Genomic DNA, 13,303 nt, shown 5'->3' with positions numbered 1-13,303 from the left:
GTGAATTTCCATGGCCAAAGACAACCCCCGATGAGCCAGGCCCCGCCCATGCGCATCCGCTGCAGACTGATCGCCGAGGCGGACACACCGGGCTTGGCCGAGCTTTTGTCGAGAGGCTTCCCCGACCGCTCGATCGCCTATTGGGCGCGCGCCCTCGACACGCTCGCCCGCCGCGACGCTCCTGATGGCTACCCGCGTTTCGGATATCTTTTGGAGCACGACGGTTCCCCGGTCGGCGTCATTCTTATGATTTTCACCAAAATCGGGTCCGGACCGATAAGGTGCAATATATCGAGCTGGTATGTCGAAGAGGCGCACCGCGGCTACGCCTCCCTGCTCATCGCCGCCGCCGTTCGGCACAGGGAAGTCACCTACATCAACACATCGCCCGCGGTTCATACCTGGCCCATCATCGAAGCCCAGGGTTTTCGCCGTTACTGTAACGGGCAAATGCTCACAATCCCCGCGCTGAGCCCTTGGCGTCCGAACGCGCGCGCGCGAAGATTCGAAAACCGCCGCGATTACGGCGACAGCCTTTCCATACAGGAGCGCGATCTCCTCTCGAGCCACGTGAAACATGGCTGCCTCGCGCTCGTCGTGCGAGAAAGGCGCGACGCGCATCCTTTTGTGTTTCTGCCCCGGCGAGTCCTAAAAAATGTCTTGCCTACCTTGCAATTAATTTACTGTCGCGACATTTCCGACTTCCAGCGATTTGCCGGCCCGCTTGGCAGAGAACTCATGCGACATGGACACCCGACCGTCCTGATCGACGCAAGCGAACCATTGCCGGGTGTCGTCGGCAAATATATGCACAACCGGGGTCCAAAATACTTCAAAGGCCCCGAACGCCCACGTCTGGGCGACCTCGCCTTTTCCGAAAGCGTTTTGTTTGGACCGTGAGCCAGATCGCGTGAAATCCTCCATCGAAATCACAGCCGCACAAGCACTCGTCGATCAGTTGATCGTCAATGGCGTTGACCACATCTTCTGCGTGCCGGGCGAGAGTTATCTCTCGGTCCTAGACGCTTGTTACGAACGCAATGTCGAATTGACCGTCTGCCGAAATGAGGCGGGTGCCGCGATGATGGCCGACGCATACGGAAAGGCGACGGGACGGCCAGGCGTCTGTTTCGTCACGCGCGGCCCCGGCGCCGCGAATGCTTATGCCGGCGTTCACATCGCACACCATGACTCGACGCCGATGATCCTCTTCATCGGGCAGGTGGAGCGTGTAAATCGTGATCGCGGCGCCTTTCAGGAAGTTGATTATCGCGCAATGTTCGGTGGCCAGACAAAATGGGTTGCCGAAATCGATAGCGGATCTCGCATTGTCGAATATGTCTCGCGGGCTTTTCGCGTTGCGATCGCAGGAAGACCCGGCCCCGTCGCGCTCGCGCTCCCGAAAGACATGCTGGAGGAACGCATCGCGTCTGCTGCCTGTCCACGGGCTGAAACGATCGAGACAGCGCCGGCGTCAGAACAACTCGAATCTCTCGCGGATATGATCGCCGTGGCACAACGCCCCATGTTCATCATCGGCGGAACGCGCTGGGATGAAGAGGCGTCGCGCCGCATGATCGACTTTGCCGCCGCATTCAATGTTCCTGTCGCGACAAGCTACCGTCGTCTGCCCCTGTTCGATCCCTTGCATGAATGCTATGCCGGCGATCTCGGCCTAAACGCCAATCCGAAACTCGTCTCGCGCATTCAGCATAGCGACCTCGTTGTTTTGATAGGCGGACGGCTCGGCGAAATTCCGTCGCAAGGTTATAAACTGTTCGACATACCGACGCCTCAGACCCGTTTCGTTCATGTCTATCCCGAAGCTGAAGAACTCGGACGCGTATACGCCCCGACGCTCGCCATCCACGCGTCGCCGAAACCTTTCGTCGCCGCATTATCCAAACTGACGCCGCCCGCCTCACGCCCCTGGCGTGAAGTCACGCGCGAGGCGCATGAGGATTACCTCGCCTTCTCCTCGAGTTTCATTCCCTCAGCGGACGTCGACCTGTCCGAGATAATGATCTGGCTGAGCGAGAATCTTCCGCCGGATGCATTCATCTGCAACGGCGCTAGAAATTATGCTTCCTGGATACATCGCTATTATCGCTTTCGGCGTTTCGGCTCACATGTCGCCCCGACCTCGGCTACGATGGGCTATGGGGTCCCCGCCGCCGTGGCAATTCAGCGGCTGCATCCCGAGCGACTGGTCGTGTCCCTCAATGGCGATGGCGACTTCCTCATGAATGGACAGGAATTTGCAACGGCGATCCAATATAATCTGCCAATCATCGTCATCATTTGCGACAACGCCAGTTACGGCACGATCAAGATGCATCAGGAACGTCAGTATCCCGCCCGCGTCATCGGCACCGATCTGCGCAACCCCGATTTCGCCGCCTATGCCCGAGCCTTTGGCGGTTTCGGCAAAACCGTGGATCGCACCGCCGATTTCGCTGCGGCATTCCAGGCGGCCCGTCGATCGGGAATGCCTTCAATAATTCATCTCAAAATAGATCCCGATCGCATCACGCCGACGCTGAATCTATCGAAATTGCGTGCCAACAATTTGAACAGGGCATGACTCAGGACGCCGCGCGCATCGGCGTTCGCGAATGAGCGAAGTCCCAATACAATGACCGCGCCCGCTTATAGATCGGGCCGGCTTTCAGTTCACGGTCATCAATTCGCGATATCGGCGCCACCTTTTGAAAATTGCCCGTTGAGAAAATTTCATCCGCGCCGAGGAAGTCAGCATAGGCGAGCGTTGTCTCCACAACCTCGACACCGTCGGCCCTCAATAGCCCGATCACCCGTTGCCGCGTTACGCCATTCAAAAACGTACCATTCGGCGCCGGTGTAAAGACCACGCCATCCTTCACCAGAAATGCGTTGGAGTTTGCGAATTCGGCAACATTGCCGAGCATGTCGCACATCAGGCAATTGTCGAATCCCCGCTTCGCGGCTTCGAACAACGCACGCGACCCGTTAGCATAATGACAACTCGCTTTGGCGCCTGTCGGCGCAACCTCCGCGCCTGGACGCCGGAAAGGCGACAGCGTCACCGCCCCCCCTCTCGGCGCAGGCATCGGCGCTTCATAGATCGTGAGGCACCAATTTGTCGACGACGGCTCGAACCGCACGCCACCACCAATGCCCTCCTCCGCCCAATACATGGGCCGGATGTAAAGCTGCGCGTCACGTGCGAAACGTCGTAAGCCATCCGCAACAAGCTCTCGCCATCTATCGCCTGTAACGGAAGGTTCGAGCAACATTACGGCTGCGGAATGATTGACGCGAGCAAGATGAAGGTCGAGATCCGGCGTTACGCCCTCGAACGCCCGCGCACCGTCAAAAACCATCGAGCCAAGCCAGGCCCCATGTGTGCGCGGGCCGAGAATCGGCGTGTTCCCGTCACGCCATTCTCCCTGATAATATGTCCATGTCTGCGACACCGAACGTAACTCGACCGGCAACGCCATCTCAACCTCCGGCAATCCTATTGCGCGCCGCCGAACATCGTCGCCGCGTCGAACGCACGTCCTCCACCGCCGGCCAGCTTGGCAAGCTTCTTCGCGATCCGCGTCGCAAGCATGATCGGTTTGGGAACGGGATTACGGCAAAACGCTACTTTCCTGACGTAAGACTCGGCCCGCCAAACAGCGTGAGAGCCGGCGGGGAAAAACGCATGATCACCGGGACCGAGGCGTCGCTCATTACGATCGTCATCGCGCACTATCACCGACCCCTCAAGCACATAGACGGTCTCGTCGATGTCGTAATACCAATCGAATACGCCTTCCGTGCAATCCCAGATCAATGTGCACGCCCCGCCGTCATCGCTTCGTGACAAAATGAAGTTGCGAGCAACCGGCGCGCCTTCGATTATCCAGGCCGGATTGATCGGGCATGGTTGCATTTCGACGCTACCGCTGTCGAAAACGATCTTGTTTGTCGTGCTCATACCTATTTTGCCTAAGTTTGAGTGGGCCATTTCAATTCGATCACCATCAACCGAGCTGCAGGATATCGACGACTCGCCGCGGCCACTCTTCCAGATGAAGACCGTGAGTCGCAAACAGCGCCAACGCCAGCCGATCTATGCCGAAAGCGACACAGCCGGAGTGCGCATGCACGCCACTATCGTCGAGGATGCCCCATGTCTTACCAAAGTGCTCTCGATGATAGTTGAAGCTCATGCAGGCGGTCGGTGCGCCGCCGGCGCGCACAGGTATGAGCAGTTCAAATTTCAGCGCCTGCTCAATCTGGTTCGCCGCCATCAATTGACCAACGCGACCAAAGAAAGGATCGCTGGCCCGATCGAAGGCATAGGGCAGTCGCAAATCCCTTGCGATGGCCTCCGCCTTCCTCATCCATTGTTCCCGAAATGTGGCAATCTGGGCTGGCGCTCCGATCCGCACGAACTCGCGCATGCGGAACGACTGTAACCGATCGACGTCGCGCGAAGGCTCATGACGGAAACAATCCGCCGAAACATCGAATATTAGTCCGCGAGCCGAAACCGGACCGTTCTGCGCCGCGATTGGATAGACGGGATAACAAGCGGCTGGGCTCAACACTAGATCCGCGGTCGTCGTCTCGCATGTCCAGTCGGCGCCATGCTTGGCCTTATTGACAGCAGCGGAAATATCCGCCTCCGTTCCGTGCAAGCAGCAAACACAGCCAAGAAGCTGCGGGAAGCTATTCAGATAGCCTGCCTTCTCAACCTGACGCAAACTCATGACCGGAGGAAAGCGGAACACTTCTGCGTCATCCGGGCGATGGCGTGAGATCAGCCTCTGCAATGCGTCCACTACATTTTCATACAGATGAGTCCGGGCGTAGACGCCGTCAACTCCCATCGGACGAAACAAACGATCGAGTAATGCTTCGTCATCTACTGGCGAACGGGTCGTGTGCGTGTCGATATCCATCCTCGTTCCCCTCTTGTCCGGATCGTTCAGTCAGTTATCTGGCTCACCTTGCGCGCGAGATTGTCTCCGGCACTCCGCCGACCAGGCAGGATGCGCCGACATTCGCTAGAATCCGATGATTATTGATCATGACCGAGGAAGACAGAATGTCCCGAAGTGGTCGCGCAATGCTGAATTCGCTGTCATTACGAAACCCCGCGATCCCGCAGACGTTGAACGCATGCATCACGGTCGAGATCGACAACTCCGACGCACTCACCTTGAGAAGATTCAAAGATGTTTGAAACGCCATGTCATCGAGCGCGGCGTCATCTTTCGCTCGCGCCGAATAATCTGCGATCGCCGATTCAACCACGCCGATGAGATTCATCAATGATAAAGACGCCTGCGTTGCGAGCGGCGCGCCTGGCGGCAGATTTCCCTTGGCGGCGCGCGCGACTTTTCGGACGAACCCCTGCGCGCGCGCAACTGCTCCAGCCGCGATTCCAGACCAACATGCGGCCCAGAGAAGATGCGTAACCGGCATCATCGTGCGACGGTGAATCCTCTCATACGGTTCGCTCAGAACTTGCTCGCTTTCCCCGGCCGCCTCCAGTTGAAAACCCTCGCTGCATGTGCCCCGCATCCCCATCACATCCCAGTGAACCGTCCGCGACAGGGAATAATCGTCCTTGAAAAACAGAGCCAGAACCTGATCGGTCGGCAGCGATTCCTGGGAACGTCGCGCAGTCGTTACGATCGCGTCTGCGGCCAGACCATATGACACGACAGAGGCGTCGCGATTCAACGAAACACGGGTGCCGTCACGAATGATCGCGGAAGCGCTGGAGCGCACATTTGCGCCATTCTGCCCTTCCGTGGTCGACGAAGCGAGTAACATTTGCTCAGCGCCGATGCGACGCAGATAGTATTCGAAGCGCTCATGTCTATCGGCATGGTTGACCACACAAGCGACGTTTGCAGAATGCATGGCGTAAATCATCGCCGTCGATGAGCAGACGCGGCCCAATGCATAACAAACCTGCGCTGCGTCGGAGACGCTGCGCTCTTCGCCTCCGCATGCTTGCGGCAGGAGAATTCCAAGCAGGCGCAGGGCGCGCAATTCATCGAAAGCTTCCTTCGGGAAGCGCGCTTCGCGGTCGACGATGTCAGCAAATTTTTCCGCCACTGCGACAGCGGCGTTGATCCGCGACCTCAATTCCTCTGCCGGTTCAGACGATCCATGCTTCCCATCAACCGCCAGAGACAGTCCTGTCGTGGACATGATGCGCCTCATCCGATAAGCGCGCAGTGCGCGCACGCCTAAAACAACCTTCAACGTGACCATTCCAGATTAGGCGCACAATCCGGAATAATCCACGTTGTTTCTCAAATTGAACGCATAAAGGTTAACCTCGGCAATTGTAATGTATTTGCGTAACCGATCTTTACGTTTTCGAGCTCAATCTCTACCAATTGACAATCACCGAAGGCGCTCGCGCCGAACAACATTGGATGAGAAAATGCTGGACGTCCCAAGCCAGACAAAAACCGATCGCATCAGTGCGATCGTGGGCGGATTCATTAAGGATTTTGGGGTCATCCGACGCGATCAGGATCTGCAGTCTCTCGGTCTGACGTCGATGGACATGGTCAATCTCATGCTGTCGATAGAGGCCGAATTCGATCTGACGATACCAGGCTCAAAACTCGTGCCAGCCAATTTCAGGACGATCGAAAGCATAGAATTGCTTGTGCATGATCTAGGCGGCTGAAATAAAATTCGGCTGAGACGCAGATGCGTCTCAGCCGTGCAGATCTGCCTTCATGCGATCTCGCGCCTTGTTTCCATCTGCCGCGCAACAGCTTTCAGCCATCTGCGGTAGAGTCGCGTCGCATCATCCGACCATGCCGCGCGACATTTTTCCATCGACAGTATTTGCGTAAGCCTCTTCTCCGCGTCATCTTCGAGGCCGTTCATAACCGCCGCGCGCAATGCGGAGAGTTTCTCGGAGGTTTCTGGCGCGAAGAAATTTTCCGGCTCACAAGGATAATCGTCTCGCCGACCGGAAAGGAACCGCAGGACATCGCGACGATATTCCTTCAGCAGCGTATCGGCGTCATATTCCGGATGTCCCTGAAGAAACAAAAACAAGCTCGGCTCGCGCCGCCAGAAGACGTCAACGCCGACCTCCTCTGAATGCGACGCGATATGATATCCGCGATCCTCCAGCTCCTCACGCACGACGTCATTGTAACGTGAGTGAGCGACCGTGATTTCCGGTGCGCCTGGATCATGTATCCAATCCTGCGCGGTTGTTTTGAATGTATAGACCCCACTGATCTTCTTGCTTGCGCGACGGCGCTCTATTCCGTCGAGATGCAACACTGCCGCATGAGCGGCGAGGCATGACCAGATCGTTGATAAGGTATTCTCGCGCGCCCAGTCGACCAGACACTGCAAATCTGGCCAATAGGGCTCCTCGTCAAGACGCGCGGCTCGCGGCTCGGCGCCCGTTACGATCAATGCATGGGCGCCCCGCCGATAAAGCGCCCCGATGTCTTCATGGCTGCGCTCGAGATATCGCCTTGCCGTCTCACTTCTTTCGACTCCCGGCAACGCATAGCAACGCCATTGGACGCGACGACCCCGGGCTCCCAATTGTACGAGACTCGAAAACTGCCTCTGCGTCGCCGGCAGCGCCTGATCGGGCATGTTGTTGACGAGAGCGACTTCGATGACGTCGTCGCTTTCGGGGCAAGTCGACGTCATACCGCGTTCTCCATAAGTTCGTGCGAAGAGGCGCCGCAATTCGCCGCCGCCGCAAGCGCCCGGTCGATGTCCTCGATGATGTCGTCGATATGCTCGATGCCGATGCTGAGGCGCAACATCTCCGGCGTCACGCCAGCGCTTGCCTGTTCCTGACGCGACATTTGTCGATGCGTCGTCGACGCCGGATGGCAAGCGAGCGATTTTGCATCGCCGATATTGACGAGACGCTTTATGAGTCGAAGCTGGTCGTAAAAACGCTTCCCGGATTCCAGTCCGCCCTTCACACCAAATGTGAGAAGAGAAGGAACGCGACCCCTCAGATATTTTTGAGCGAGTTCGAAATAGGCGCTATCTGGAAAGCCTGCGTAATTCGCCCATGCGACTCGCGGATCGTCCCGGAGAAATTCCGCGACCTTGCGCGCGTTGTCGACATGTCGCTCGACGCGCAGCGCCACGGTTTCCAGCCCCTGTAACAAGAGGAATGCATTGAGCGGCGAGAGGACCGCGCCGGTCGTGCGCTGATAGACGCTGCGCGCGCGGGCGATATAGGCTCCTTGTCCGAAGCGGTCGACATAGACGAGGCCATGATATGACTTGTCCGGCTCACAAAAGGTCGAGAAACGTTGCGGATATTTGCTCCAAGGAAAGCGCCCGCTGTCGACGATGATCCCCCCGAGCGTCGCGCCATGTCCGCCCATGAATTTGGTCATGGAATGAACGATGATGTCGGCGCCATGTTCGATCGGACGCATGAGGATCGGCGTCGCCACCGTGTTGTCGACGATAAGCGGCGCGCCATGCGCATGTGCGACATCGGCCAACGCGGACATGTCGCATATATTGCCGGCAGGGTTGCCGACGCTTTCACAAAATAGCGCCTTGGTGTCTGCGTCGATAGCGCGCGCCATATCGTCGGGCGAGTCGCTTGCGGCGAAGCGCACGCTCACGCCCTGGCGCGCCATCACGTGCTGCAGGAGCGTATGCGTCGTCCCATAAAGCGTTGGGGCGGAGACGATGTTTCCGCCGCTGTCGGCCACGTTGGCGAATGCGTAATATAAAGCGGCCTGCCCCGTCGCGGTCGCGAGCGCGCCGACGCCGCCTTCGAGTTCTGCGACCCGCCGCTCCAGAACCGCGGTCGTCGGGTTCGCGATGCGGCTGTAGCGAAAGCCTTCCTCCTCGAGATCAAAAAGCGCCGCTGCGTGATCTGCGCTGTCGAATTCATAGGCGACAGTCTGATAGATCGGCACCGCGACGGCCCGGGTGGTCGGGTCGCCGTCGTAGCCGCCGTGAACGGCGATCGTTTCATTTCGCATCTTTTTGAACCCCTGCGGCATGCGCCGGTTCGTCTCCTCTTCGGCGTTTCGAACCCTGATCGACGCGGATGAGGAAAATTCATTTAAACATTTAAGCGGCTTTCATCCGTGGCGGCGAGCAAAAGCGCAGCGTAACCCTAACAATAAGCGCGGCTTCCTTTTACGGTCGGGGAAGGCTAATTACTTCAGTGGATTACGGACGCGGGCCGGCCGTGCGTTAACCATCGGGTTCCTGTCGATGAAAGCATTTGACATGGCGTCGCGTCCGCCCGCCAAAGGCGCCCAATCCGTTAACAAGGACTGGCTGCGCGCGCTTAAACTCACCGCGACGATCGAACAGGACAAGCGCCGCACACTTGCAGTTGCATTCGATGAGGTTGCCGAGGCGCGCTGTGACGCCCCTGCCCTTTTTTCGGAACGGGAGAATTTCACCTTTCGGGAATTGGCGCGGAGATCTTCGCGTTACGCGCATTGGGTGCGCAAGCAGGGACTCTCGAAAGGCGACGTCGTCGCCCTGATGATGGAGGGTCGCGCTGATTATATCGCGATCTGGCTCGGGCTCACGCGCATCGGCGTCGTCGTGGCGCTCGTCAATGTGAATCTGACGGGCGGCGCGCTGGCGCATTGTCTCGACATCGCGTCACCGCGTCTCGTCATCGCTTCGTCGAGATATGCCGGCGCTTGCCAGGAGGCGTTACGCGATTGCGCCTCCTCCGCGCGACTTGTCGTGGCGGATGAAAGACTGAACCATGAACTGGCGGCGCAGTCGGACGCGCCTCCGAACCTCGATGAAGGCGAACAGCCGACGCTTTCGGATCACGCTCTTTATATTTACACCTCCGGCACGACGGGATTGCCAAAGGCCGCCATCGTCTCGCATCGCCGCGTCATGAACTGGGCGCTGTGGTTTTGCGGTCTGCTCGACGTAACGCCTGAAGACAGAATGTATGATTGCCTGCCGCTCTATCATTCCGTTGGCGGCGTGGTCGCGGTCTGGGCGACGCTTCTCGGCGGCGGGTCGGTCGTGTTGCGTGAGCGCTTTTCGGCAAGCGCGTTCTGGAGCGACGTCGTCACGCACAATTGCACATTATTCCAGTATATCGGCGAGCTCTGCCGCTATCTTGCTCACGCTCCCGCCTGCGAGGCGGAGAAAAAACATCGGCTGCGGCTCGTGGTCGGCAATGGTCTGCGGCCGGAGGTCTGGCGGGCATTCGCCGAACGTTTCGCCATTCCGCGCATCATCGAGTTTTATGCTGCGACGGAAAGCAATTTCTCGCTCTACAATGTCGAGGGCGAGCCCGGCGCCATCGGCCGTATCCCGGGTTTTCTCGCCGCGCACAACGCCGTGCGCATCATCCGATACGACATGGACGCCGACGCGCCGCTTCGTGGCGAAGACGGATTCTGTCAGCTTTGCGCGCCCGATGAAGCCGGCGAGGCGATCGCGCGGATCTCGAAGGATTTCGAGGGCTATCTCGACCCGGCCGCATCGGAGAAAAAGATATTGCGCAATGTGTTTCAAGACGGCGACGCCTGGATGCGCAGCGGCGATCTGATGCGCAAGGACGGGCGCGGTTTCATTTATTTCGTCGATCGCGTCGGCGACACATTTCGCTGGAAGGGCGAAAACGTCGCGACGGCGGAAGTGGCGCAGGTCATCTCCGCCTGCCCCGGCGTGCTCGACGTCAATATCTATGGCGTCGAGGTCCCCGGTCGCGACGGCCGCGCCGGCATGGCGGCGATCGTCGTCGACGATTCCTTCGACAGCGCAGCGCTACGGGCGCATCTCGACGCAAGTCTTCCGCCTTACGCGCGCCCGCTGTTCATCCGCCTGTCACGGAAGCTTGAAATTACCGACACATTCAAGCACCGCAAGCGTGAACTCTCGGCGCAGGGTTTCGACCCCCGAGCGATCGAGGACCCTGTCTTTTTCGCGCCGCCCGACAGCCCTATATATGTTGCCTTGGATTCGTCGCTTTACGAGCGAATTCTCGCGGGGCGTCAGGCTCTTTGAGCCTGGCGCGAGGGGCTTAGGGGGAAGCCACGATGAAAGACGATCTCGGCGCGCTGTCGGTCGTCCTCAATATTGCGTCGGAGGGTTCGGGCCCGCTCACGGGCGCTACCTTCGCCGTCAAAGAGAATATCGACGTCGCCGGCCAGGTTTCGACCAACGGCCATCCGCAATGGGCGGCGACGCACGCCGCCGCGCATGCGAACGCTCCGGTCGTGGACAGGCTGCTCGCGGCGGGCGCGCGACTCGTCGGCAAGACGCATATGGATGAGATGGCTTACAGCCTTCTCGGGGCGAATCCGCATTTCGGAACGCCGATCAATCCCGCCGCGCAAAACCGGCATCCCGGCGGCTCGTCTTCGGGCTCGGCGGTCGCTGTCGCGGCGGGTCTCGTTAGTTTCGCGCTCGGCACCGACACCGCCGGCTCCTGCCGCGCCCCTGCCGCTTTCTGCGGGATCTTCGGCTTCCGCTCGTCGCATGGCGCAATACCGATCGACGGCGTCATCCCGCTTGCGCCCTCGCTCGACGTCATCGGCTGGTTCGCGCGCGACCTCGACCGAATGGTCGACGTTGGCGACGTATTGCTCCCGGCGGACAGTGACGACGGCGAATTCAGGGAGGCGGTTCTGCTGAGCGACGCCTTCCACGGCGTCGAAACGGAATTCGCCGCATCCGCGGCGCCGGCGATCGATCAGTTGAAATCGGCGCCCTGGCGAGAGGGGCGTCTGGACGATGAATTCTTCAAGACGGCGCTTGCGCATTTCCGCAACCTGCAGGCGCATGAGGCTTGGACCTCCCATGGCGGCTGGATTGCCGCACACCATCCGACCTTCGGCAAGGGCGTCGAGGAGCGCTTAGCCATCGCCTCCAAAGTGACGCTGGAACAAAAGCGCGCGGCGGAAGCCTTCGGCGCCGAGGCGCGCAAGAAGGTCGACGCAATGCTCGGCGACGATGGTTTCATCGTTTCGCCGACGACGCCATTTCGCGCGCCGCTGCTCGCGGACAGCGACGAGCAGCTAGACGCCAAGCGCTATCAGATGATGCGGCTCTTTCTCATCGCGAGCTATTTCGGCCTGCCGCAGATCGCGCTGCCGCTGCCGAGCAGCGACGCGCCGGTCGGACTCTCCTTCATCGGCCGGCGAGGAAGCGACCGCAAGCTGCTCGCCTTCGCGCGCCGCTTCTGCGCGAAGATGAAAGCGCGGTGATCGCTCACGCGCCCGCCACCGGCCCCTGCCCCAGCAAATCCTTGATCCGGGTCGTCAGCCGGTCGCGCACGTCGCGATAGGCGGAAAGGATCGCCTCGCGCGAGCCCTGGGTCGCCGTCGCGTCGGGCGTCGGCCAATAGACGACGTCGACCGCCATGGTGCGCGTGAACTCGAGCGCCTTGTGATGCGCCTCGGGCGACAGCGTCACGATCAGGTCGAAATTTGAATCTTCCAGATCCTCGAAGGTGTGCGGCTTGTGGCGCGTCATGTCCACGCCGATCTCCTCCATCGCCGCGACCGCGAAAGGATCCGGATCGCCGCGCTTGAGACCCGCCGATGCGAAATAGATTTCGCGGCCGAAATAATGACGCGCGATCGCCTCCGCCATGGGAGAGCGGACCGTGTTCATCGTGCAGGCGAAGAGGACGGATTGCGGGCGCGCCATGGGTTTCTGCTATCGCATTTTCCGCGCCGAGCCACTGACGGCTGCGACGGAAAATGGCCGGGCCAATGGACTCAGCCCGTCGCGAGGCGGGGCGCGGAAGTCGATCGATCGGGAATTGCGCCACAGGACCAACCGCTTGACATCAGATAGCCTTTTGTCTCTTGCGCCTGACGACGGCCGGGCGCGCTCCAAACAGCCCGCCGCATAAATCCGGACGCGGGGAAATGCTTCGGCTTATGTGGAACGGCTGCGACGATTTCGCAACTTGCCGGGAGCAGCGCAGGCGCGGCCGGGCGGGAATTTGCAAAACAACACAATCAATGGTTGATTTCAGAAGCGGTGTTAATTTAAGCTAAGTCGTTGCATTGCAGGAGGGCGTCATGGACTCAAATCTTTTGGATCGTCTTCAACGGCTGGAATTCCATCAATGGAAAGATGGGCAGGTGATCGCCTGCCTGCGAAACCCGGACGGATGCGAGGCCGCGACACATATCATGAAGCTCGAAGCCCGGATTCACGAGCTCGAGGAAGAGATCGCGGCCCTCGATCGGATATTGGAGAATAATTCTCCACTCCCGAGCGACGAGGTAATTCACAACGAATTTTACCTGTCTCAATTTGCTGGCGGATACGGTTAAGGTTT

At 59.3% G+C, this 13,303-nt stretch carries 13 protein-coding genes; 6 read left to right on the top strand and 7 right to left on the bottom strand.

Translation table 11 applies throughout. From position 1 onward, the window contains the following. Positions 1-30: 30 nt before the first annotated feature. A complete protein-coding gene (locus MET49242_RS02670) occupies positions 31-900 on the top strand; it encodes a GNAT family N-acetyltransferase (RefSeq protein WP_227968076.1) in 870 nt (289 codons plus the stop codon). 10 nt (positions 901-910) lie between these two features. Further along, the gene (locus MET49242_RS02665; RefSeq protein ID WP_036286635.1) at positions 911-2,584 is read left to right on the top strand and encodes a thiamine pyrophosphate-binding protein; all 1,674 of its coding nucleotides are present in this window, start codon (positions 911-913) and stop codon (positions 2,582-2,584) included. Position 2,585: 1 nt separating this feature from the next. Here the strand turns inward: MET49242_RS02665 and MET49242_RS02660 are convergent, their stop codons facing one another. From MET49242_RS02660 to MET49242_RS02645, 4 genes are read right to left on the bottom strand one after another with little or no spacing between them, the layout of a single operon-like run. Continuing rightward, positions 2,586-3,482: a branched-chain amino acid aminotransferase gene (locus MET49242_RS02660; RefSeq protein ID WP_036280459.1), complete on the bottom strand. Its 897-nt coding sequence runs from the start codon at positions 3,480-3,482 to the stop codon at positions 2,586-2,588. Positions 3,483-3,499: 17 nt separating this feature from the next. Continuing rightward, the gene (locus MET49242_RS02655) at positions 3,500-3,964 is read right to left on the bottom strand and encodes a cupin domain-containing protein (protein WP_036280457.1); all 465 of its coding nucleotides are present in this window, start codon (positions 3,962-3,964) and stop codon (positions 3,500-3,502) included. Positions 3,965-4,010: 46 nt separating this feature from the next. Next, complete coding sequence (locus MET49242_RS02650) at positions 4,011-4,934, bottom strand: amino acid--[acyl-carrier-protein] ligase (RefSeq protein ID WP_036280456.1); 924 nt, start codon at positions 4,932-4,934, stop codon at positions 4,011-4,013. Positions 4,935-4,977: 43 nt separating this feature from the next. Beyond that, the gene (locus MET49242_RS02645; protein WP_244430881.1) at positions 4,978-6,102 is read right to left on the bottom strand and encodes an acyl-CoA dehydrogenase family protein; all 1,125 of its coding nucleotides are present in this window, start codon (positions 6,100-6,102) and stop codon (positions 4,978-4,980) included. A gap of 334 nt (positions 6,103-6,436) precedes the next feature. On the opposite strand from MET49242_RS02645, the gene MET49242_RS02640 reads away from it, so the two are divergent. Further along, positions 6,437-6,688, top strand: coding sequence for a phosphopantetheine-binding protein (locus MET49242_RS02640; RefSeq protein WP_036286623.1), 252 nt, complete (start codon positions 6,437-6,439; stop codon positions 6,686-6,688). Between the two features lie 50 nt (positions 6,689-6,738). Here the strand turns inward: MET49242_RS02640 and MET49242_RS02635 are convergent, their stop codons facing one another. Further along, the gene (locus MET49242_RS02635; protein ID WP_051133953.1) at positions 6,739-7,686 is read right to left on the bottom strand and encodes a homoserine O-succinyltransferase; all 948 of its coding nucleotides are present in this window, start codon (positions 7,684-7,686) and stop codon (positions 6,739-6,741) included. Continuing rightward, entirely contained in the window at positions 7,683-8,999 is a 1,317-nt protein-coding gene (locus MET49242_RS02630; protein WP_036286617.1) for an O-acetylhomoserine aminocarboxypropyltransferase/cysteine synthase family protein, read from the bottom strand. Before MET49242_RS02630 ends, MET49242_RS02635 begins: the two co-directional genes overlap by 4 nt. 253 nt (positions 9,000-9,252) lie before the next feature. Here MET49242_RS02630 and MET49242_RS02625 point away from each other — a divergent pair, with 253 nt between their 5' ends. Continuing rightward, positions 9,253-11,013 (top strand): long-chain-acyl-CoA synthetase, encoded by a 1,761-nt coding sequence (locus MET49242_RS02625; RefSeq protein WP_036280455.1) that lies wholly within the window; start codon positions 9,253-9,255, stop codon positions 11,011-11,013. 32 nt (positions 11,014-11,045) lie between these two features. After that, the gene (locus MET49242_RS02620) at positions 11,046-12,215 is read left to right on the top strand and encodes an amidase (protein ID WP_036280453.1); all 1,170 of its coding nucleotides are present in this window, start codon (positions 11,046-11,048) and stop codon (positions 12,213-12,215) included. A gap of 4 nt (positions 12,216-12,219) precedes the next feature. On the opposite strand, the gene MET49242_RS02615 is transcribed toward MET49242_RS02620, so the two are convergent. Beyond that, positions 12,220-12,660: a low molecular weight phosphatase family protein gene (locus MET49242_RS02615; RefSeq protein ID WP_036280451.1), complete on the bottom strand. Its 441-nt coding sequence runs from the start codon at positions 12,658-12,660 to the stop codon at positions 12,220-12,222. Between the two features lie 380 nt (positions 12,661-13,040). Between MET49242_RS02615 and MET49242_RS24675 the strand changes: the two genes are divergently transcribed. Then, positions 13,041-13,298: a hypothetical protein gene (locus tag MET49242_RS24675; protein WP_144259439.1), complete on the top strand. Its 258-nt coding sequence runs from the start codon at positions 13,041-13,043 to the stop codon at positions 13,296-13,298. The last annotated feature ends 5 nt before the right edge of the window (positions 13,299-13,303 follow it).

It is taken from the genome of Methylocystis sp. ATCC 49242 (assembly GCF_000188155.2).
Lineage (GTDB): Bacteria > Pseudomonadota > Alphaproteobacteria > Rhizobiales > Beijerinckiaceae > Methylocystis.
Note: the sequence above shows the minus strand (reverse complement) of the source record. Positions and strands in the feature narration are given on the sequence as shown.

What these genes read in the sequence shown, in the direction of transcription:
- MET49242_RS02670 (WP_227968076.1), top strand. Translation starts at nt 31, where the DNA reads ATGAGCCAGGCCCCGCCCATGCGCATCCGCTGCAGACTGATCGCCGAG.
- MET49242_RS02660 (WP_036280459.1), bottom strand. Translation starts at nt 3,482, where the DNA reads ATGGCGTTGCCGGTCGAGTTACGTTCGGTGTCGCAGACATGGACATAT.
- MET49242_RS02655 (WP_036280457.1), bottom strand. Translation starts at nt 3,964, where the DNA reads ATGAGCACGACAAACAAGATCGTTTTCGACAGCGGTAGCGTCGAAATG.
- MET49242_RS02650 (WP_036280456.1), bottom strand. Translation starts at nt 4,934, where the DNA reads ATGGATATCGACACGCACACGACCCGTTCGCCAGTAGATGACGAAGCA.
- MET49242_RS02640 (WP_036286623.1), top strand. Translation starts at nt 6,437, where the DNA reads ATGCTGGACGTCCCAAGCCAGACAAAAACCGATCGCATCAGTGCGATC.
- MET49242_RS02635 (WP_051133953.1), bottom strand. Translation starts at nt 7,686, where the DNA reads ATGACGTCGACTTGCCCCGAAAGCGACGACGTCATCGAAGTCGCTCTC.
- MET49242_RS02630 (WP_036286617.1), bottom strand. Translation starts at nt 8,999, where the DNA reads ATGCGAAATGAAACGATCGCCGTTCACGGCGGCTACGACGGCGACCCG.
- MET49242_RS02625 (WP_036280455.1), top strand. Translation starts at nt 9,253, where the DNA reads ATGGCGTCGCGTCCGCCCGCCAAAGGCGCCCAATCCGTTAACAAGGAC.
- MET49242_RS02620 (WP_036280453.1), top strand. Translation starts at nt 11,046, where the DNA reads ATGAAAGACGATCTCGGCGCGCTGTCGGTCGTCCTCAATATTGCGTCG.
- MET49242_RS02615 (WP_036280451.1), bottom strand. Translation starts at nt 12,660, where the DNA reads ATGGCGCGCCCGCAATCCGTCCTCTTCGCCTGCACGATGAACACGGTC.
- MET49242_RS24675 (WP_144259439.1), top strand. Translation starts at nt 13,041, where the DNA reads ATGGACTCAAATCTTTTGGATCGTCTTCAACGGCTGGAATTCCATCAA.